A 19,734-nucleotide genomic window follows, 5' to 3' on the forward strand; every position below is an offset into this window, starting at 1 on the left:
GGGGTGAGCTCGCTCCACAAAGCCGGTGGCATCGCCGCCAGCATCGGCAACACCAGAAAAGCATGCAGCATGGGTGGATCACCGGCGCCAGAGCGCGCTGCGGCAGACGAGAAGGGGAAGCCATCCCGGCTGCCAGCTGTGGATTCCACGCTCCCCCAGGACGATCACGGAAGGCCAGTGATCAAGACCGGGGCGATGTTTTCAATGAACTCGAACTGAGCTATGCTGCGCAAGCTGAAAACACGACACCGATGTACAACCGAAGTTCAACACTGGAGAAAACATGTTCCAAGTCCGAATACATGGTCGCGGTGGCCAGGGCGTGGTTACCGCTGCCGAGATGTTGTCGATTGCTGCCTTTGAGGAAGGGCGCCACGCGCAGGCCTTCCCCAGTTTCGGATCAGAGCGCACTGGCGCCCCCGTCGTCGCCTTCTGCCGCATCGCCGACCAGGAGATCCGGCTCCGTGAGCCGATCATGGAGCCCGACGCCCTGATCATTCAGGATCCGACGCTGCTCTTCCAGGTCGACGTCTTTTCGGGCCTGAAGAAGAACGGCTACATCCTGATCAACACCAGTCGCAGCTTCGACGAACTCGGCCTTGGCGATTTTGTCCGCGACTGGCCGGCAGAACGGCTGCTCACGGTCCCCGCCACCGATCTCAGTCGAAAGCACGTCGGCCGCCCAATGCCCAATGTCCCCTTGCTTGCCGGATTCGCCGCAGCCTCGGGAATCATCCGCCTGGAGTCGGTGATCAAGGCCATCAATGCCAAGTTTTCGGAGAAGATAGCCAGCAACAACATCGCTGCCGCGAGCGAAGCCTATCGGTTCGTCGCTGACCAGATTGCCGGCGCAAGTCACCAGGAGGCCGCACATGCTTAAGCAGACTGAAGGTTCACACGCCGTTGCCGAAGCGGTCGGCCTTTGCCGGCCCGAGGTCATTTGCGCCTATCCGATTTCGCCCCAGACACACATCGTCGAAGGTCTCGGCGAAATGGTCAAGGGCGGCGAGATCAGTAACTGCGAGTTCATCAACGTCGAATCCGAGTTTGCCGCGATGAGCGTCGCCATCGGCTCGTCGGCGACCGGTGCCCGCACCTATACGGCCACCGCTTCGCAGGGCATCCTGTTCATGTGCGAAGCGGTCTATAACGCTTCCGGCCTCGGCCTGCCGATCGTGATGACGGTCGCCAACCGGGCCATCGGAGCGCCGATCAACATCTGGAACGACCACACGGACGCGCTCTCGCAAAGGGACAGCGGCTGGATCCAGCTTTTCGCCGAAACCAACCAGGAGGCACTCGACCTGCACATTCTGGCGTTCAAGCTGGCTGAGGAAGTCAGCCTGCCAGTGATGGTATGCATGGACGGCTTCATTCTCACGCACGCTTACGAGCGGGTAGACGTGCCGACGCAGGAACAGGTCGACAGCTTCCTGCCGCCGTACGAACCGCGCCAGGTACTTGACCCGACCGATCCCGTATCGATCGGGGCGATGGTCGGCCCGGAAGCGTTCTCCGAAGTGCGCTACCTGGCACACGCCAAGCAGATGCAGGCTCTCGAGTTGATCCCGCGCTTGACCAAGGAGTTCAAGGCGATATTCGGTCGCGATTCCGGTGGTTTGACGCATTCCTATCTCACCGACGATGCGGAAACCATCGTCGTGGCGATGGGTTCGATCCTGGGCACGATCAAGGACGTCGTCGACGAGATGCGCCAGGCTGGCGAGAAGATCGGCGTCCTGGGAATTACTTCCTACCGTCCTTTCCCGCTCGAGAACGTTCGCGCCGCACTGCAGAACGCCAAGCGCGTCGTTGTTCTCGAGAAGAGCCTGGCGGTTGGTATTGGCGGCGTCGTGTCCACCGATGTGCGCATGGCGATGTCCGGGCTGCAACTCGAAGGACACACGGTCGTCGCCGGACTCGGCGGGCGGGCGATCACCATGAAGTCACTGCACGCGCTGTTCGCCAAGGCCATCCGCGGCGAGCTTGAGCGCCTCACCTTCCTCGACCTCGACTGGGACGTGATCAACAAGCAACTCGAACGCGAGCGCACGACGCGGCGCTCGGGTCCGGCAGCGGAAAGCATGCTGCGCGACGTCGGCGTCGTTGCCGCGCGTATTGGCTGAGGAGAACCAAGATGAGCTTTCAACCCGTCCATTTCTACCAGACCGGCACCTTCACCGTCGGCAATCGCCTCCTGGAACCATCGGAACGCAGTGTCCAGGCCAACATCCAACGTACCAACTCGCTGAACTCCGGGCACCGCGCCTGCCAGGGTTGCGGTGAAGCGCTCGGCGCACGCTACGCCATCGACGCCGCCATGAACGCTGCTCGCGGCCGTTTGATTGCCGCCAACGCGACCGGTTGCCTCGAGGTTTTCTCGACCCCCTACCCCGAGACCTCGTGGCAAATCCCCTGGATACACTCACTGTTCGGCAATACCGCAGCGGTCGCCACCGGCATTGCCGCGGCGATCAAGGTAAAACGACAAAAAGGCCAGATGGGTGACGTCCGCGTCGTCGCCCAGGGCGGCGACGGCGGCACCACCGACATCGGTTTCGGTTGCCTGTCCGGGATGTTCGAGCGCAATGACGACGTTCTGTACATTTGTTATGACAACGGCGGCTACATGAACACCGGCGTGCAGCGCAGTTCGGCAACGCCACCGGCCGCCCGCACGGCGACAACCATGCCGGTCGGCCCCGAGCCGGGTAACCAGTTCGGCCAGGGCAAGTTCGTCCCGGCAATCGCCATGGCCCACGAGATTCCTTACGTCGCGACGGCCACGGTCGCCGACCTCCGCGACCTGGAGTACAAGGTGACCAAGGCCATGGGCATGCGCGGAGCCCGCTACATCCACATTCTCGTCCCCTGTCCGCTGGGCTGGGGTGCGGCTTCGGAAGACACCATCCTGCTCGCGCGCCTGGCCAAGGAAACCGGCATTTTCCCGGTTTTCGAGGCGGAGAACGGTGAAGTCACCGACGTGCTGAAGATTCGCCGGAAGCAGCCAGTCGAGGCCTACCTCAAACGGCAGAAGCGCTACGCGCACCTCTTCGGCAAGAAGCCGGCGGTGGAAACGATCGCCCGCCTGCAAGCGGCGGCAGACAAGAATATTCGCAAATACGGACTGCTCGACCAGGAGGCGAACTGATGGACAAACCCTTTGCCATTACCCTAGACCCCGGCTCCTCGCTGGCCAACCACACCGGCTCGTGGCGTACTTCGCGGCCGGTCTATATTGACCGCCTGCCGCCGTGCAACAAGCAATGTCCCGCCGGCGAAGACATCCAGGGCTGGCTGTTTCATGCCGAGTCTGGCGACTACGAAAGCGCCTGGCGACACCTGACCCGCGACAACCCGTTTCCGGCGATCATGGGCCGCGTCTGCTACCACACCTGCGAAGGGGCGTGCAACCGCGGCCAGATCGACGAGGCGGTGGGAATCAATTCGGTCGAGCATTTCCTCGGTGACGAGGCGCTCAAGCTCGGCTGGAAGCTCACCCCACCGGCCAGCGAATCGGGCAAGAACGTGCTCGTCGTCGGCGCTGGTCCGTCCGGCATGTCGGCGGCTTACCATCTGCGCCGCCTCGGCCACAGCGTCACGGTGTATGAGGCGGGTCCGCTGCTCGGCGGCATGATGCGTTTTGGCATTCCGAAATACCGCCTGCCGCGCGACGTCCTGGAAGCGGAAATGCAGCGCGTAGTCGACCTCGGCGTGACCGTGAAACTGAACAGCAAGGTCGACAGCATCCTGACCACCATGCAGGAGGGCAAGTTCGACGCCGCATTCCTGGCCGTTGGTGCGCACATCGGCAAGCGCGCGCGCATCCCCGCAGGTGACGCGGCGAAGATCGTCGACGCCATCTCGGTGCTGCGCAGCATGGAAGGCGAGGAGAAGCCAATGCTCGGCCGCCGTGTCGTCGTTTATGGCGGCGGCAATACGGCCATCGACGTGGCGCGCACCGCCAAGCGCATGGGTGCTGAACCGCTGATCGTCTATCGCCGCACCCGCGACAAGATGCCGGCGCATGACTTCGAGATGGAGGAAGCGATTCAGGAAGGGATCATGGTCAAGTGGCTGTCGACCATCACCCAGGCCGAGGAGTCGTCGTTGACCATCGAAAAGATGGCCCTCGACGACAAGGGTTTCCCGCAGCCAACCGGCGAGTTCGAGACCATCGAGGCCGATTCACTGGTGCTCGCGCTGGGACAGGACGTCGATCTCGGACTCCTCCAAGGTGTTCCCGGCCTCGAGGTCAGCGACGGCGTGGTCAAGGTTGCACCGAACATGATGACCGGCCATCCGGGCATCTTCGCCGGCGGCGACATGGTTCCCGCCGAGCGTAATGTCACTGTCGGCATCGGCCACGGCAAGCAGGCAGCGCGGCATATCGACGCCTGGCTGCGTGGCGAGGAACACGTTCCGGCACCGCAGCACGAAGTCGCGGTCTTCGAGAAGCTCAACCCCTGGTACTACGCCGACGCGCCGAAAACGGTGCGGCCAATGCTGGACATCATCCGTCGCCAGTCGACCTTCGACGAAGTCCAGGGCGGCCTCGACGAGAGCACCGCGCTCTTCGAAGCGCGTCGATGCCTGTCCTGCGGCAACTGCTTCGAGTGCGACAACTGCTACGGCGTCTGCCCGGACAATGCGGTGATCAAGCTCGGCCCGGGCAAGCGCTTTGAATTCAACTATGACTATTGCAAGGGCTGTGGCATGTGTGTCGCCGAATGTCCATGCGGCGCGATCAAGATGGAGGCAGAAGAGATCTGATCGCTTGCGCAGCACCCGCTCTACCGCTCCCGCTCCCCTCAAGGACCGGGAGCGCTGCAATTCAGTGACCGCGCGCAACTTGCCGCAGTCATGCACTCTGGGTACTCTTCGGGCACGCGGCTCGAAGCGCCTTTCCTTCTTCCCCTTTACGCGAGGTATTTATGTCAAACAAAATAAAGAACGTGTACGTATTTGGTGCCAGCCGCACTGACGGCGATGCCACGATGAAGAACCTTCTCGGTGGCAAGGGCGCCAACCTGGCCGAAATGTGCCGCCTGGGAATCGTCGTTCCGCCCGGTTTGACCATCAGTACCGAAGTCTGCACCGTCTACACCGAGCAGGGCCAGGACGCCGTCGCCAAGCTGATCGAGGCGGAAGTGCGGGAGAGCGTCGCGTTCATCGAAAAGGAAATGGGCAAGAAATTCGGCGACTCGTCCGATCCCCTGCTGCTCTCCGTACGCTCGGGGTCGCGCGCTTCGATGCCGGGCATGATGGACACCATTCTGAACCTCGGCCTCAACGACGAGGCCGTTGCTGGCCTGGCGAGCAAGGCCAACAACGAACGTTTCGCCTGGGACTCTTACCGCCGCTTCATCCAGATGTACGGCGACGTGGTAATGGGCCTCAAGCCAGTGTCGAAGGAGGAACATGACCCCTTCGAAGTGGTTATCGACATGCTCAAGGAAAAGAAAGGCGTCGAGCTCGATACCGACCTCACGACCGACGATCTGAAAGAACTGGTACAGCGCTTCAAGGGACTGATTCGTGCCCGCATCGGCCGCGAGTTCCCGACCGATCCGTGGGAACAGCTGTGGGGTTCGGTAATGGCCGTCTTCCAGAGCTGGAACAACGACCGCGCCAAAGTGTACCGCGAACTGAACGACATCCCTGACGCCTGGGGAACGGCCGTGAACGTTCAGGCCATGGTCTTCGGCAATCTTGGCGACAACAGCGGCACCGGCGTTGCCTTCACGCGCGATGCAGGTACCGGAGAAGATCTGTTCAACGGCGAATTCCTGATCAATGCCCAGGGCGAAGACGTCGTCGCCGGCACGCGTACGCCGCAACAGATCACCCTCGAAGGTTCCCAGCGTTGGGCACAGCTGGCGATGGTCAGCGAAGACGATCGCCGCAGCCGCTTCCCGTCGCTCGAAGAGCTGATGCCGGACATCTACCGGCAGCTGCTGGAGGCCGAGACCAAGCTCGAGAATCACTACAAGGACATGCAGGACGTCGAGTTCACCATCCAGGAAGGCCGCCTTTGGATGCTCCAGACGCGCGGCGGCAAGCGTACCGGCGCGGCAATGGTCCGCATCTCGATGGAAATGCTCCGCCAGGGCATGATCGATGAGAAGGAAGCGCTGCGGCGAGTCGGTCCGGATCGCCTCAACGAACTCCTGCACCCGGTCTTCGACCCGGCAGCGATCAAGAAGGCACGTTCGATCGCCCACGGCCTTCCGGCTTCGCCGGGCGCCGCCACGGGCCAGATCGTCTTCTTCGCCGACGAAGCCGAAGAATGGGTGAGAAAGGGCAAGGCGGTCATCCTGGTGCGTCAGGAAACCTCGCCCGAGGACCTGCGCGGAATGAGCGTCGCCACCGGTATTCTGACCGCGCGTGGCGGCATGACCTCGCACGCGGCAGTCGTCGCGCGGGGCATGGGCAAGTGCTGTATCTCGGGTGCCGGCGCGGTGCGTGTCGATTACCATGCCCGTACGATGACGGTCGGTGGCGAGACGTACAAGGAAGGCGACTGGATCTCCCTCGACGGCTCGACCGGCGATGTCTTTGAAGGCCAGGTGCCAACCAAGGAAGCCGAACTGACCGGCGACTTCGGCGCCCTGATGGACCTCACCGACAAGTACAAGCGGCTGGGCATCCGCGCCAATGCGGACACGCCGGACGACGCCAAGGTTGCGCGTACTTTCGGTGCCAAGGGGATCGGCCTGTGCCGTACCGAGCACATGTTCTTCGAAGGCGACCGCATCAAGGCCGTCCGCGAGATGATCCTCTCCGAGGACGAAACCGGACGCCGCAAGGCACTGGCCAAACTTCTGCCGATGCAGCGCGGCGACTTCGAGGGCCTGTTCCGCGAAATGAGCGGACTGGCGGTGACCATCCGCCTCCTCGACCCGCCACTGCACGAGTTCGTCCCGCACGACGAAGCCAACCAGAAGATCATGGCCCACGAGATGAATGTTCCGCTGGGAGTGATCAAAATGCGGGTCGACGATCTGCATGAGTTCAACCCGATGATGGGCCACCGCGGCTGCCGCCTCGGCATTACCTATCCGGAGATCACCGAAATGCAGACGCGTGCGATCATCGAGGCTGCGCTGAACATGAAAGCCAAGGGGGTCGACGTCAAGGCCGAGATCATGGTGCCGCTGGTGGGTACTGTCCGCGAGTTCAATGCCCAGGCGCGGGTCATTCGCAAGACTGCGGATGCCGTCTTCGCTGAGCGCGGCGAGAAGATCGACTACATGGTCGGGACGATGATCGAGACGCCACGTGCGGCCTTGATCGCCGACAGTATCGGTCAGCAGGCCGAATTCTTCTCGTTCGGAACCAACGACCTGACGCAGATGGCAATGGGTTTTTCGCGTGACGACGCCGGCAAGTTCCTGCCCAGCTATCTGAAAGACGGTATGTACGAGCGTGATCCGTTCGAGTCGATCGATCAGAAAGGCGTTGGACTCCTGGTCCAGATGGCTGTCGAGAAAGGTCGTACGGCGCGCCCGGGAATCAAGCTGGGTGTCTGTGGCGAGCACGGTGGCGACCCCGCCTCGATCGGCTTCTTCCATCGTACCGGCCTCGACTACGTCAGCTGCTCGCCATTCCGCGTGCCGATCGCGCGCCTGGCAGCCGCGCAGGCGGCCCTTGATGAGGGAAGCTGAGCGTCTCCGCAGCTAGCTCACGAGACGGCTTTCGTTCCCGGACGACTCCTGCGCAGCGCCAGGAACGCCGGGAACAGGGCCGGCTTTCGGTCAGGCCGAAACAGACCGCCTGACCAGGGAAATACACCGCCGGAACCCGGCGGTGTTTTCTTTCGGGGAATCGACAAGGAACAGCACGATTCTCCCCATTCTCCCGCTCACGCCAGCCGACCAGTCGCGTTGCGCAGCTTAGCGCCGGCGAGAGTCGTCCAGCCAGCCCGCAGGTTTTACGCCAAAAATGAACTTCGAACTCCTCGCCAGCGATGGCGCCGCCCGGCGCGGCCGCATCAGCCTTGCCCACGGCATTGTCGAAACGCCCACTTTCATGCCCGTCGGCACCTACGGCACGGTGAAGGCGATGACGCCGCGCGACCTGATCGAAAGCGGCGCACAGATCTGCCTCGGCAACACTTTCCACCTTTGGCTGCGACCAGGTCTGGAAGTCATTGCGGCACATGGCGGATTGCACCGCTTCATGTCCTGGGATGGCCCGATCCTCACCGATTCGGGTGGTTTTCAGGTCTTTTCGCTCGGCGCACTGCGCAAGATCACCGAAGACGGGGTCAAATTCCAGTCGCCGATCAACGGCGACCGGCTTTTTCTGACGCCGGAAGAGTCAATGCGTATCCAGCACGTGCTCGACTCGGACATCGTCATGATTCTCGACGAATGCACGCCCCACCCCGCAAGCCACAGCGATGCGGCCGCGTCCATGCGGCTCTCGCTGCGCTGGGCGCAGCGCTCGCGAGCGGCACACGACAAGCTCGCCAACCCCAATGCGCTGTTCGGAATCGTCCAGGGCGGAATGTACGAGGACCTGCGCGACGAGTCGCTTGCCGCGCTTGCCGAGATCGGCTTCGACGGCTTCGCCATCGGCGGACTGTCGGTCGGCGAGCCCAAGGACGACATGGCGAGAATCCTCGCCCACACTGCGCCGCGCCTGCCGCAGAACAAGCCGCGCTACCTGATGGGCGTCGGCACGCCCGAGGATCTGGTGGCCGCGGTGCACGCCGGCATCGACATGTTTGACTGCGTAATGCCGACGCGCAACGCCCGCAACGGCCACTTCTTTACCCGTCATGGCGACGTTCGCATCAGGAACGCGAAGCACAAGACCGACCCCCGGCCACTCGACGACAGCTGCGACTGCTACACCTGCCGGAACTTTTCGCGCGCCTATCTCCACCACCTGCACCGCGTTGGCGAAATCCTCGGCGCACAGCTCGGCACCCTACACAACCTGCATTACTACCACCAGCTGATGCACGAACTGCGCACGGCGATTGCCGCTGGCGCGCTCGCCGAAAGCGTGCGCCGCTTCCACAGTGCCCGCTGTCAGCAGCCCGAATGATAGTGCTATAATTTCTGGTTCAATTTAAACCTTCTATTCTAGGAGACTGATGTGTTGATCAGTACCGCCCACGCCCAAACCGCTGCTTCCTCCGACCCGACGGGTGGCTTCATGCAGCTCCTGCCGATCATTCTGATGTTCGTCGTCCTCTACTTCCTGATGATCCGGCCACAAATGAAGCGGACCAAGGAACACAAGGCGCTGATCGAAGCCCTTGCCAAAGGCGATGAAGTGGTCACCGGCGGCGGCATTGCCGGCCGCATCACCAAGGTCAGCGAGAATTTTGTCGCCATCGAGGTTGCCACAACCGTCGAAATCCAGGTACAGAAGCAGGCCGTCACGCTGCTTCTGCCAAAAGGCACGCTGAAGACACTCTAACCCTCTGCCGGATGCCTGCCCTACGGGCGGCATCCGCGTCCTCTGACGGCACAAAAGCATTCATGAATCGCTATCCGCTCTGGAAGTACGTCCTCGTCGGCCTGGCATTGCTGTTCGGCCTGGTTTACACCTTGCCGAACTTCTTTGGCGAATCACCTGCAGTGCAGGTTTCGAGCGCCAAGGCGACGCTGAAGGTCGACGCCAGCACCCGTGAACGCGTTGCCAGCACGCTGCAGGCAGCAGGGATAGCCAACAGCGGCATCTTTCTCGACAGCAATGGCGTCAAGGTTCGCCTGCTGACCAACGATACCCAACTGCAGGCCAAAGATATCCTGGAGAAGCAATTCAACCCGGACAGCAGTGACCCGCAGTACGTAATTGCCCTGAATCTCCTGTCGAGTTCGCCGCAATGGCTGACCAAGCTGCACGCGCTACCGATGTACCTCGGACTCGACCTGCGTGGCGGCGTGCATTTCCTGCTCCAGGTGGACATGCCGGGCGCGCTGACCAAACGTCTGGACTCGATCAGCGCTGACCTGCGCACCCTGCTGCGCGACAACAACGTCCGCCACGCCGGTATCGACCGCGAAGGCGAGCGCGTGGTGATCCGTTTTCGTGACCAGGAAAAGCGCAGCAAGGGACGCCTGACGCTGGAAGAGAACCAGCCCGACCTGCTCCTCGTCGAACAGGGCGAAGGCAGCGACCTCAAGCTGGTCGCCACGCTACGGCCGGAGGCCATCAAGCGCATTCAGGACTTCGCGCTCAAGCAGAACATCACCACCCTGAACAACCGCATCAACGAACTCGGCGTTGCCGAGCCGGTAATCGCCCAGCAGGGTGCCGATCGCATCGTCGTGCAGTTGCCGGGCGTGCAGGACACCGCCAAAGCCAAGGACATCCTAGGGCGCACCGCGACGCTGGAAATCCGGATGGTCGAGGAAAACCCCGGCGCAGTCGAAGCAGCACTCGCTGGCCAGGTACCCTTCGGCAGCGAGTTGTATGTCGAACGGGGTGGCGCCCCACTGCTGGTCAAGAAGCAGGTGGTCCTGACTGGCGATCGACTGACCGATGCACAACCGGGCTTCGACGGCCAGACCAACGAACCGGCCGTGCACCTGACGCTCGATTCGCCGGGCGCACGCATTTTCAAGGACATTACCCGCGATAACGTCGGCAAGAGAATGGCCATCCTGCTGATCGAGAAAAACAAGGGCGAGGTCGTCACCGCGCCGGTCATTCGGGCAGAGATCGGCGGTGGTCGTGTCCAGATTTCCGGGCGCATGACCACCACAGAAGCCAACGACACGGCACTGCTGCTCCGCGCTGGTTCGCTGGCAGCGCCCATGGAGATCATCGAAGAGCGCACCATCGGCCCAAGCCTGGGTGCCGAAAATATCAAGAAGGGCTTCCAGTCGACGATGTGGGGTTTTGTCGCCATCGCCGTCTTCATGATCGCCTACTACCTGTTGTTCGGCGTCGTGTCGGTCATCGCCCTGGCGTCCAACCTGCTGTTCCTGGTTGCCCTGCTCTCGTTGCTGCAGGCGACGCTGACTTTGCCGGGTATCGCCGCCATCGCGCTGACCCTGGGCATGGCCATCGACGCCAACGTGCTGATCAACGAACGTATCCGCGAGGAGCTGCGCAATGGATCATCGCCGCAAGCGGCGATCCACACCGGTTACGAACGAGCCTTCGGCACCATTCTTGACTCCAATATAACGACGCTGATTGCCGGCCTGGCCTTGCTGATGTTCGGTTCGGGCCCGGTACGCGGCTTCGCGGTGGTGCACTGTCTCGGCATCATGACTTCGCTGTTCTCCGCGGTGGTCGTCTCGCGCGCCCTGATCAACCTGATCTACGGCCGGCGCCGCAAGCTCGAAGCACTGGCCATTGGCCAGGTGTGGAAGCCGGCCAACGCCGGCTCGGCCGCAGTCAACTAGGGACGCACCACGATGGAATTCTTCCGGATCAGCAAAGACATCCCGTTCATGCGCCATGCGCTGGTGTTCAACGTCATTTCGTTGCTCACGTTCCTGCTGGCGGTGACCTTCCTCTTCGCGCGCGGTCTGCATCTCTCCGTCGAGTTCACAGGCGGAACGCTCGTCGAGCTTCACTACACGCAGGCAGCCGACCTGGAAAAAGTCCGTGACGGACTGGGCAAAGCGGGCTATACCGACCTCTCGGTACAGCATTTCGGCTCCAGCCAGGACGTTCTGGTTCGCCTGCCACTGAGGGCCGATCAGAACACGGCCAGGATCGGTGAAGCGGTGATCGAGGCCCTCGCCGTCGAAGCACCCGGCGCCACGCTGCGCCGCGTCGAGTTCGTTGGCCCGCAGGTCGGTAGAGAACTGGCAGAGAACGGTGCCCTGGCGCTGCTGGTGGTGATCATCGGTATCGTCCTCTACCTGTCGTTTCGTTTCGAATGGCGATTCTCGATATCGGCGATTATTGCCAACCTGCACGATGTGATCATCATTCTGGGTTTCTTCGCCTTCTTCCAGTGGGAGTTCTCGCTGTCAGTTCTGGCGGCGGTGCTCGCCGTCCTTGGCTACTCGGTCAACGAGTCAGTCGTGGTCTTCGACCGTGTCCGCGAGACCTTCAAGAAGACTCGCGGCCTGACCACGCCACAGGTTCTCGACCACGCGATCACCAGCACCATCTCGCGCACCATGATCACCCACGGATCGACCCAGATAATGGTTCTCTCGATGCTGATCTTCGGTGGCGAGACGCTTTATTACTTCGCACTCGCGCTGACCATCGGCATCTGTTTCGGCATCTACTCGTCGGTACTGGTCGCCAGCCCGCTGGTGATGTGGCTCGGCGTCTCACGCGAGCAGTTCGTCAGGCCGAAGAAGAAGATCGAAGGCGCCAACGAGGACGGCGCCGTGGTGTGAACTTTCCGAACTCGGAAAGTTTTGCTTGCGCGCGGCTGCGCGCACACTGCCCGGTCTCGATCAGACGGCGAAAATGTGCTTGGTGCGCAAAGTCTTGCGCTCCTCGACGAGTTCCAACAGACGATCGATATTGGCATGCTTGCCCGGGTTCGCACGCGCGTCCTCGGTGTGCTCGGCAAACATCTCCAGGCCCTTCCTCGCCGCCTCCGGGGTGATCGCCCCATAGGTCTGGGCCAGGTGGTTGTAGACCGCCAGTGAGCCCTGACTGCCTGGCTTGTTCTCGATCACCGCCAGCACTTCGCCGGCAGCGTCGAGGAGCTTGATCGCCGCGACATGCGACACCCCCGGCAGCTTTTTCAGATTCTCGGCAAATTGCGCCATCTTCAGCGCTTCCGCGTGCGCACGATACCGATCACCACGCCGATGATGATGCACGTCGCGAGTGTCGCCAGCACATGGCTCCAGCGTGTTTGTTCAGTGCCGACGACAGAAGACCAGACGGCAGTGATCAGACCGCCGGCGAGCACACCAAGCACGGCGCCGAGAAAGATTCCCGCTTCGGTCGCTCCCCGCCGACCGTCCGTGCCGCAGCAGTGGGGGCAGTAGCGTGAGTCACCGGGCAGCGTCCGCTGGCAGCTCCCACAAACGATCGGCTCGAGCCCTTCGCCGGGGGTCGTCGGCGCAGGTGCGGCATTGGCATCGGGGCGCATCAGATTCTCCTCGCCAGTTCGGCGGCCTTGCCGGTGTAGTCCCAGGGCGTCAGCGCAAGCAGTTCGGCCTTGGCTGCCGGCGGAATCTCCAGCGACTCGACGAAGTCGTGCATCGCCTGCCGCGAAACGCGTTTGCCACGGGTCAGTTCCTTGAGCTTCTCGTAGGGATTGGCGACCGCATAGCGACGCATTACCGTCTGCACCGGCTCGGCGAGCAGTTCCCAGTTGGCGTCGAGATCTGCGTGTAGCCGCGCCGCGTCGGCTTCGAGCTTGTTCAGGCCGCGCAGCAGCGAGTCGTAGGCGAGCAGCGTATAGCCAAGCGCCACGCCCATATTGCGCAACACTGTCGAATCGGTAAGGTCGCGCTGCCAGCGCGAGATCGGCAGCTTCTCGGCAAGATGGCGCAGCAGCGCATTGGCCAGGCCGAGGTTTCCTTCCGAGTTTTCGAAATCGATCGGGTTGACCTTGTGCGGCATCGTCGACGAACCAATCTCGCCAGCCTTGAGCTTCTGCCTGAAGAAGCCGAGCGAGATATAGCCCCAGATATCACGGTTGAGATCGACAAGAATCAGGTTGGCGCGCGCAAAGGCGTCGAACAGCTCCGACATGGCGTCGTGCGGCTCGATCTGAATGGTGTAGGGATTGAACTCCAGACCCAGTGATTCGACGAAGCCGCGCGCCAGATTCTCCCAGTCAAAACCCGGGTAAGCCGCAAGATGGGCGTTGTAGTTGCCCACCGCACCGTTGATCTTGCCGAGCAGCGAAACGCGGGCGATCCCGGCGCGGGCGCGGGCGAGGCGATGGGCGACGTTGGCCATTTCCTTGCCGAGCGTCGTCGGCGTCGCCGGCTGGCCGTGCGTACGCGACATCATCGGCAATTCGGCAAATTCGTGCGCCAGATGGCGAAGACGCGCGACAATGCGGTCGAGCATCGGCAACAGCGTTTCGTCACGCGCCGTCTGCAGCATCAGCGCGTGCGCCAGGTTGTTGATGTCCTCGGAAGTGCACGCGAAATGAATGAACTCGGCGACAGCCATCACTTCCGCGTTGCCCGCCAGGCGCTTTTTGATCCAGTACTCGAGCGCCTTGACATCATGATTGGTCACCGCCTCGATCGCTTTCACCTCGCCCGCCTGTTGCGGATCGAAATCGCTGATCAGAGAGTCAAGCACGCTCAGCGTTGCCGGCGAAAAGCCCGGAATCTCGGCGAAGTGTGGCTCGGCAGCCAAGGCCTTCAACCACTCGATCTCGACCTGCAAACGACGATGGATCAGGCCGTATTCGGAAAACTGCGGGCGCAGCGAATCGAGCTTGCCCGCGTAGCGGCCGTCAAGTGGCGAAAGGGAAACAAGTGCGGAATCGGGCATAACGGGCGTCCTTGAGGCGTGTGCAGGATAGCCCGCTATTTTACCTGTCCGCGGAAGGCGCTCGTCATCGGGATACGGCTGCGATGCTATAATTGTGCGCAAATATTTACGATCAGGAAGCAAATGAAACTCATCGGATCACTGACCAGCCCCTACGTCCGCAAGGCGCGCGTCGTTCTGGCAGAAAAGAAAATCGACTATGAGTTTGAGCTCGACTCGCCGTGGACTCCAGCAACCCAGGTGGCCAACGTCAACCCACTGGGCAAGATACCGGTCCTTCTCCTCGACGACAACACCAGCCTATTCGACTCGCGAGTGATTGTCGAATACCTCGACAATGTCGCCCCGAACAACAAATTGATGCCGAGCCAGAATCGTGAACGCATTGAAGTCAAGCGCTGGGAGGCGCTGGCTGACGGCGTCTGCGATGCCGCCGCGCTGACCTTCCTCGAAAAGAAACGCCCGGCCGCTCAGCAGGGCGCCGACTGGATCAGCCGCCAGGAAGAGAAGATCGCCCGCAGCCTGGAGTTCATGGCCGACGAACTCGGTAACAAAGCGTTCTGCATGGGAATGCATTTTTCGCTCGCCGACGTCGCCGTGGGCTGTGCCCTGGGCTACCTTGCCTTCCGCTTCCCGGACATCAACTGGCAGGAACAGCACCCCAAGCTGGCCCGCCTCTACGACAAACTGCTGGCGCGCTCCGCCTTCGCCGAGACCGTACCGCACGACTGAAGGCGCCTGCTGGACACTAGAGAGGCCGCCGCAGAGCGGCCTCCTTGCTTCTGCACGCGCCTTTCGGCCGGCGGCAGAACACTGGCAATCGGTCGCCGCTCATGGCATCAGTCGTTGTCGCTGACCAGGATCGCCAGAGAGCGCCCGGCGACAGTCACCGCGCCACCCGCATCGGGGCACTGCTTCCACTTGCCAAGACACATGTCCTGGCCGGGACCGTGCCATGAACGCGCGAGAATTTTCCAGTTTCCCCGCGACCAGTGCGGCAGGTTGTCGACCTTGAACGGCTCCCAACCCTCGTTGTAGATCACCATCAGGTCAGGCTCGCCGGCCTTGCCCCACCAGACGACAGCCAGTTGCGTCGGCTCGCCGCTGGCGGGACCCTCCCAGACGTAGCTGAAACCACCATCGTTGATCGGCCCGGCGCGGTCGTCAGTGGCAGCATGCACGTAGCGCGCGAAGTCGTGGCGGCGGAAATGACTCCACTTCTTGCGCAGACTGATCAGGCCGCGCGTCCACTCGAACAGTTCCTTGCCGTACGCTGGCCCAGTGGGCGAAGCGCTGTTGTCGCCGTCCTTCAGCCGCCAGTCGATCCAGTTCACCCGGTTCACCGCCAGGTCGCCGGTACTGGATTCGTAGTTATAGCTATTGCGCGCGCCCTCCTGCGCAGCGGCTCCCGCCTTGCTACGCCCGAACTCGTCACCCTGCAGAATTACCGGCACTCCCTGCGAAGTGAGCAGAATGCCGAGCAACAGCTTCTCGCGCTGGCGGCGCAGATCCTCGTCCTGGTTGCTGTCCCAGCAATTCTGCGAACCATCGGAATCGTTGAACCAGGTGCAATCGCGCAGCGTATAGCCATCATGAACAGCGAGCAGGTTGATGGAGCGCCATGGCCTGCTCGACGCTGCCGGTCCATCGCCACGGCTCACCGCGCCACGGCCTTCGATGAGCTGCTTGAAAGCTTCCGGGTCTTTCAGGCTGGATTGCGAGAAGCGCCGGACCTTGTCGCGGTAGTGCCCGAGCCATTTCGCCCAGCGGTTGTTGTCGGCACCCCAGCCGTCGCTGTCCATGAAATCCCACCACTGCCCACCCATGTCCCACGGTTCGGCATGCAGATGCGCGGTCGCATAGCGAGGATCGTTGTCCACCCAATCCGCAGCGTCGTGCGAACCCTCGGCAAGAATCCTCGCCAGGTCGAAGCGGAAACCGTCGATCCCGTAGATCTGATGCCACATGGCGAGAGAATCGCGAACCAGCTGCTTGCTGTAGCGCTTGCCGCCGGAGAAATCGACATCGTTGCCGGTACCGGTGTTGTTCAGGTAATGGCGCCCGTCCGGCGTCGGACGGTAAACACGATCGGCCGCCAGGCACATCAGGTTGAAGCACTTGGCCGCCAGGCGGCCGTCGCTCACCCAGGGGGATTGCTCGGCCGTATGGTTATAGACCACGTCCAAGAACACCGCGATGCCGCGTTGATGCAAAGCCCTCACCAGTTGCTTGAGCTCGACGACCTGTCGACCCGGAGAAGCCGCATAACGCGCCTCCGGAGCGAAGAAATTGCTGGTCATGTAGCCCCAGTGATTGAGGCGACCGCTTTGGTTGCCGCTCTGCTCGTCGTACTCCATGACCGGCATCAGTTCGACCGCGTTCACGCCCAGTTCGACCAGATGATCGATCCCGGCGGAAAGGCCGCCCGGGGTCTTGAGTCCACCGCGAGCCAGCCCGAGATAGGTCCCGCGCCGCGCCGCCGGGAGTCCTTCGAGGGTGGCGGTGTAGTCCTGCACGTGCAGTTCGTAGACGATCAGATCTTCGGGTGCAATGCGCACGTGCCCCGGAAAACCGTCGCCGGAATGGTCGTAGACCACGCTCTTTCCACCGCCGGCATAGACCGGGGTGGTCATGTCCGTGAACGGGACAGCGGCGAAGAAGGCGTCGTAGTTGACGTTTTCGGTGCGATACGCGTACGGGTCGTTGAGCACGTACGCGGGGTTGAACAAGGCGCCGAAGGGCCGTTCTGGCGAGATCTCACGCGGACCACTGGCCTGATACATATAGAACAGGGCAGGCCCGTGCCTGCTGCCGCGAACCCGGGCCTTCCAGTCGTCACCGGCAGGGGTCATGGCCACCCGCCGCTGCGGCGTGCGTGCCCTTGGATCATCGTACAGCAGGAGGTCTACCGCCGTCGCCGCAGGCGCATGGACGACGAAATCCACCCACCCGTCAGCGCCCACATGCGCACCGTAGCGAGCTTCCTGGCTGCTCGCCGCGCTCGGCGCACTTGACACCTTCGGCGAATTCTCCGCAGCTACCGCCGCCAATTCATCACCCGCCCAGGATAAAGCAGCACTCGCTGCCAGCAGTGCAACGGTCAGCACACCGTTGCGGAGTTCACGCCTTCTCATTCGAGTCCTCCTCACGAGAGTGACCGTGCTTTTCGTGAGCGACCGCTCAAGCCATCGGCCGCTCTAGGACGCTACCCCCCGCGCCCACTCCCCGGCGGCGCCGCGATGGCACCGGCATCGATTCCCTCGCCACCGACCTCGACCGCATCCGCCTTGCCGTCTTCCTGCAACAGGGATTCTTCCGCCCGCCTGTTGAGGACGATGATACTGATCCGGCGATTGATCGAGCTGAGCGGATCGTTCTTGTCGAAGAGCACTGTGGACGCAAGACCGACAACGCGCAACACCTTGTGTTCATCCATGCCACCGGCGATCAGCTCGCGCCGGGACGCGTTGGCACGATTGGCCGATAACTCCCAGTTCGAGAAACCCCTGTCGCCGCCACTGAACTGCGCGGCGTCGGTGTGCCCGGAGAGGCTCAACTTGTTCGGTACGGCATTCAGCGCTTTGCCGATTTCATGCAGAATTGTGCGCGTATAACTCTTCAGCTCGGCGCTGCTGGTATCGAACATCGGGCGATTCTGCTCATCGACGATCTGGATGCGCAAACCCTCGCTGGTAATGTCGATCAACAGCTGGCTCTTGAACTGCCTGAGCGCGGGATTGCTTTCAATCAGCTTTTCGATGTTCTCCTTGAGCTGCCCCAGCATCTGCGCCTCGCGCTCTTCGAAGACCTTGCGCGCGTGTTCGGCGTTGGTTTCCTTGAGGTTGATGGTCTTGCTCTTGGCGTCGATGTCGCCCTTCTTGACCTGGCCGGCGCTGCGCGTCAAGTCCTTGCCGCCGCCCTTGAGAACGCTCGAACTGTCGCCTGTCCCCGAGCCGCCCTGCGAAGCGATCTTCAGTGGGTTCTGGAAATAATCGGCGATCCCCTGCAGATCGCCGCTGGCCGTAGAGCCAAGCAGCCACATCAGCAGGAAAAACGCCATCATCGCGGTAACGAAGTCGGCGTAGGCGATCTTCCAGGCACCGCCATGGTGGCCGCCAGCCACCTTCTTGATCCGCTTGATGACTATCGGGCGTACATCGTCAGTCATTCAGCGCCTCCCGTCAGCCGCATCGGCATGACCTATTTGCCTTTGCGATTCTTGAGTTCTTCCTCAAGCTCGCCAAACGTCGGACGTACCCCGGAGGCCAGCGTCTTGCGACCGAACTCGACGGCCACCTGCGGCGCGTAGCCGGACATTGACGCCAGCAGGACGACCTTGATCACCTGATAGATCTTCGAACCATCCTGCGCCTTCTGCTCCAGCAGACTGGCCACTGGCGAAACGAAGCCGTAAGCAATGAGAATACCGAGAAAGGTGCCGACCAGCGCGCCACCGATCATTTTTCCGAGCACTGCTGGCGGCTCGCCGACCGAGCCCATGACGTTCACCACGCCCATCACGGCGACGATGATACCAAACGCCGGAACCGCGTCAGCCACCTTGGACACGACGTGCCCCGGTGTCTCCACCTCGTGGTGGTGGGTTTCGATTTCGATATCCATCAGATTCTCGATCTCGATGGCGTTGAGGTTTCCACCGACCATCATGCGCAAATAATCGGTGATGAATTCCATCACATGATGATCCTTGGCGAGCGTTGGGTACTTGCTGAAGATCGGGCTGTCGTGCGGGTTCTCGACGTCGTTTTCGATGGACATCAGCCCTTCCTTGCGCACCTTTGCCAAGACCTCGAAGAGCATTGCCAGCAGGTCGACGTAGAGAACCTTGGTGAACTTCGAACCCTTGAAGATTCCTGGCAAGGCACCAATCGTCGATTTGATGATCTTCAGATCGTTGCTGGCGACAAAGCCACCGATCGTCAAGCCAACGATCGCAATATACTCAAGGGGCACCCACAGTGCCGCCAGGCTGCCGTGAACCGCGTAGGTCCCTAGCGCTGACACCAGAATTATTACGTAGCCAACAATCAGAAACATCCAGCCCCCCCTTTGTCATCGCGCTTCAGGCGCGCGTCGCTGACTTAACACAGCATTGTCGCGCATTGTAGCCAGATTGCACGTTGCAGACACGTCTCGAGCAGCAAGGCCGCACCTATTCGGCGAAAGATTGCCGCGTTTCGAGCATCGCGACCAATGCCCGCTCGCGCCGTGCGCAAGTCGCGCCTTCCCTCGCCGTAGGGCCAAAATCGCTGCCGTCGCCGCGGGCACCGTCCCGCCTACCGGAATCGTATAAACTTGCGGCGT

16 protein-coding genes are annotated in these 19,734 nt (G+C 61.9%); 10 read left to right on the top strand and 6 right to left on the bottom strand.

The genetic code is table 11. From position 1 onward, the window contains the following. Nucleotides 1-283 precede the first annotated feature (283 nt). The 9 genes from QZ634_RS06340 to secF all read left to right on the top strand — a co-directional run bounded on the left by QZ634_RS06340 (nucleotide 284) and on the right by secF (nucleotide 12,332). Nucleotides 284-880: a 2-oxoacid:acceptor oxidoreductase family protein gene (locus QZ634_RS06340; protein WP_291986502.1), complete on the top strand. Its 597-nt coding sequence runs from the start codon at nucleotides 284-286 to the stop codon at nucleotides 878-880. Next, a complete protein-coding gene (porA, locus tag QZ634_RS06345) occupies nucleotides 873-2,126 on the top strand; it encodes a pyruvate ferredoxin oxidoreductase (protein ID WP_291986503.1) in 1,254 nt (417 codons plus the stop codon). The genes QZ634_RS06340 and porA overlap by 8 nt, the downstream gene beginning before the upstream one ends. A gap of 11 nt (nucleotides 2,127-2,137) precedes the next feature. After that, nucleotides 2,138-3,151, top strand: coding sequence for a thiamine pyrophosphate-dependent enzyme (locus tag QZ634_RS06350; protein WP_043565467.1), 1,014 nt, complete (start codon nucleotides 2,138-2,140; stop codon nucleotides 3,149-3,151). Beyond that, nucleotides 3,151-4,773: an NAD(P)-binding protein gene (locus QZ634_RS06355; protein ID WP_291986505.1), complete on the top strand. Its 1,623-nt coding sequence runs from the start codon at nucleotides 3,151-3,153 to the stop codon at nucleotides 4,771-4,773. Before QZ634_RS06350 ends, QZ634_RS06355 begins: the two co-directional genes overlap by 1 nt. A 161-nt stretch (nucleotides 4,774-4,934) precedes the next feature. Further along, nucleotides 4,935-7,667 carry a pyruvate, phosphate dikinase gene (ppdK, locus tag QZ634_RS06360; RefSeq protein ID WP_291986508.1) on the top strand — a complete coding sequence of 911 codons (2,733 nt, stop codon included), beginning with the start codon at nucleotides 4,935-4,937 and terminating at the stop codon, nucleotides 7,665-7,667. Between the two features lie 277 nt (nucleotides 7,668-7,944). Then, nucleotides 7,945-9,057 (top strand): tRNA guanosine(34) transglycosylase Tgt, encoded by a 1,113-nt coding sequence (gene tgt, locus QZ634_RS06365; protein ID WP_291986510.1) that lies wholly within the window; start codon nucleotides 7,945-7,947, stop codon nucleotides 9,055-9,057. Between the two features lie 51 nt (nucleotides 9,058-9,108). Then, nucleotides 9,109-9,435, top strand: a complete 327-nt coding sequence (gene yajC, locus QZ634_RS06370) for a preprotein translocase subunit YajC (RefSeq protein ID WP_291986512.1) — start codon at nucleotides 9,109-9,111, stop codon at nucleotides 9,433-9,435. A 62-nt stretch (nucleotides 9,436-9,497) separates the two neighbouring features. Then, nucleotides 9,498-11,375 (top strand): protein translocase subunit SecD, encoded by a 1,878-nt coding sequence (gene secD, locus QZ634_RS06375; RefSeq protein WP_291986514.1) that lies wholly within the window; start codon nucleotides 9,498-9,500, stop codon nucleotides 11,373-11,375. A gap of 12 nt (nucleotides 11,376-11,387) precedes the next feature. Then, the gene (gene secF / locus QZ634_RS06380; protein WP_291986515.1) at nucleotides 11,388-12,332 is read left to right on the top strand and encodes a protein translocase subunit SecF; all 945 of its coding nucleotides are present in this window, start codon (nucleotides 11,388-11,390) and stop codon (nucleotides 12,330-12,332) included. A gap of 60 nt (nucleotides 12,333-12,392) precedes the next feature. On the opposite strand, the gene QZ634_RS06385 is transcribed toward secF, so the two are convergent. From QZ634_RS06385 to purB, 3 genes are read right to left on the bottom strand one after another with little or no spacing between them, the layout of a single operon-like run. Continuing rightward, the gene (locus QZ634_RS06385; protein ID WP_291986517.1) at nucleotides 12,393-12,713 is read right to left on the bottom strand and encodes a DUF2322 family protein; all 321 of its coding nucleotides are present in this window, start codon (nucleotides 12,711-12,713) and stop codon (nucleotides 12,393-12,395) included. Nucleotides 12,714-12,715: 2 nt separating this feature from the next. Next, nucleotides 12,716-13,042 (bottom strand): hypothetical protein, encoded by a 327-nt coding sequence (locus QZ634_RS06390; RefSeq protein ID WP_291986519.1) that lies wholly within the window; start codon nucleotides 13,040-13,042, stop codon nucleotides 12,716-12,718. Next, nucleotides 13,042-14,409, bottom strand: a complete 1,368-nt coding sequence (purB, locus tag QZ634_RS06395; RefSeq protein WP_291986521.1) for an adenylosuccinate lyase — start codon at nucleotides 14,407-14,409, stop codon at nucleotides 13,042-13,044. Before purB ends, QZ634_RS06390 begins: the two co-directional genes overlap by 1 nt. A gap of 123 nt (nucleotides 14,410-14,532) precedes the next feature. Here purB and QZ634_RS06400 point away from each other — a divergent pair, with 123 nt between their 5' ends. Further along, entirely contained in the window at nucleotides 14,533-15,141 is a 609-nt protein-coding gene (locus QZ634_RS06400; RefSeq protein WP_291986523.1) for a glutathione S-transferase, read from the top strand. Between the two features lie 107 nt (nucleotides 15,142-15,248). Here the strand turns inward: QZ634_RS06400 and QZ634_RS06405 are convergent, their stop codons facing one another. The 3 genes from QZ634_RS06405 to motA all read right to left on the bottom strand — a co-directional run bounded on the left by QZ634_RS06405 (nucleotide 15,249) and on the right by motA (nucleotide 19,467). Then, on the bottom strand, nucleotides 15,249-17,543 hold the full coding sequence (locus QZ634_RS06405) for an alpha-amylase family glycosyl hydrolase (protein ID WP_291986525.1): 2,295 nt from the start codon (nucleotides 17,541-17,543) through the stop codon (nucleotides 15,249-15,251). Nucleotides 17,544-17,614: 71 nt separating this feature from the next. After that, nucleotides 17,615-18,577: a flagellar motor protein MotB gene (gene motB / locus QZ634_RS06410; RefSeq protein WP_291986527.1), complete on the bottom strand. Its 963-nt coding sequence runs from the start codon at nucleotides 18,575-18,577 to the stop codon at nucleotides 17,615-17,617. Between the two features lie 32 nt (nucleotides 18,578-18,609). Next, on the bottom strand, nucleotides 18,610-19,467 hold the full coding sequence (gene motA, locus QZ634_RS06415; protein ID WP_043565446.1) for a flagellar motor stator protein MotA: 858 nt from the start codon (nucleotides 19,465-19,467) through the stop codon (nucleotides 18,610-18,612). Between the last annotated feature and the right edge of the window lie 267 nt (nucleotides 19,468-19,734).

This window comes from Candidatus Accumulibacter sp. ACC007 (assembly GCF_907163205.1).
Taxonomy (GTDB): Bacteria; Pseudomonadota; Gammaproteobacteria; order Burkholderiales; family Rhodocyclaceae; genus Accumulibacter; species Accumulibacter regalis.

What these genes read in the sequence shown, in the direction of transcription:
- motA (WP_043565446.1), bottom strand. Translation starts at nt 19,467, where the DNA reads ATGTTTCTGATTGTTGGCTACGTAATAATTCTGGTGTCAGCGCTAGGG.
- tgt (WP_291986510.1), top strand. Translation starts at nt 7,945, where the DNA reads ATGAACTTCGAACTCCTCGCCAGCGATGGCGCCGCCCGGCGCGGCCGC.
- ppdK (WP_291986508.1), top strand. Translation starts at nt 4,935, where the DNA reads ATGTCAAACAAAATAAAGAACGTGTACGTATTTGGTGCCAGCCGCACT.
- QZ634_RS06400 (WP_291986523.1), top strand. Translation starts at nt 14,533, where the DNA reads ATGAAACTCATCGGATCACTGACCAGCCCCTACGTCCGCAAGGCGCGC.
- motB (WP_291986527.1), bottom strand. Translation starts at nt 18,577, where the DNA reads ATGACTGACGATGTACGCCCGATAGTCATCAAGCGGATCAAGAAGGTG.
- QZ634_RS06355 (WP_291986505.1), top strand. Translation starts at nt 3,151, where the DNA reads ATGGACAAACCCTTTGCCATTACCCTAGACCCCGGCTCCTCGCTGGCC.
- QZ634_RS06405 (WP_291986525.1), bottom strand. Translation starts at nt 17,543, where the DNA reads ATGAGAAGGCGTGAACTCCGCAACGGTGTGCTGACCGTTGCACTGCTG.
- QZ634_RS06350 (WP_043565467.1), top strand. Translation starts at nt 2,138, where the DNA reads ATGAGCTTTCAACCCGTCCATTTCTACCAGACCGGCACCTTCACCGTC.
- QZ634_RS06385 (WP_291986517.1), bottom strand. Translation starts at nt 12,713, where the DNA reads ATGGCGCAATTTGCCGAGAATCTGAAAAAGCTGCCGGGGGTGTCGCAT.
- purB (WP_291986521.1), bottom strand. Translation starts at nt 14,409, where the DNA reads ATGCCCGATTCCGCACTTGTTTCCCTTTCGCCACTTGACGGCCGCTAC.
- QZ634_RS06390 (WP_291986519.1), bottom strand. Translation starts at nt 13,042, where the DNA reads ATGCGCCCCGATGCCAATGCCGCACCTGCGCCGACGACCCCCGGCGAA.
- secF (WP_291986515.1), top strand. Translation starts at nt 11,388, where the DNA reads ATGGAATTCTTCCGGATCAGCAAAGACATCCCGTTCATGCGCCATGCG.
- secD (WP_291986514.1), top strand. Translation starts at nt 9,498, where the DNA reads ATGAATCGCTATCCGCTCTGGAAGTACGTCCTCGTCGGCCTGGCATTG.
- porA (WP_291986503.1), top strand. Translation starts at nt 873, where the DNA reads ATGCTTAAGCAGACTGAAGGTTCACACGCCGTTGCCGAAGCGGTCGGC.
- QZ634_RS06340 (WP_291986502.1), top strand. Translation starts at nt 284, where the DNA reads ATGTTCCAAGTCCGAATACATGGTCGCGGTGGCCAGGGCGTGGTTACC.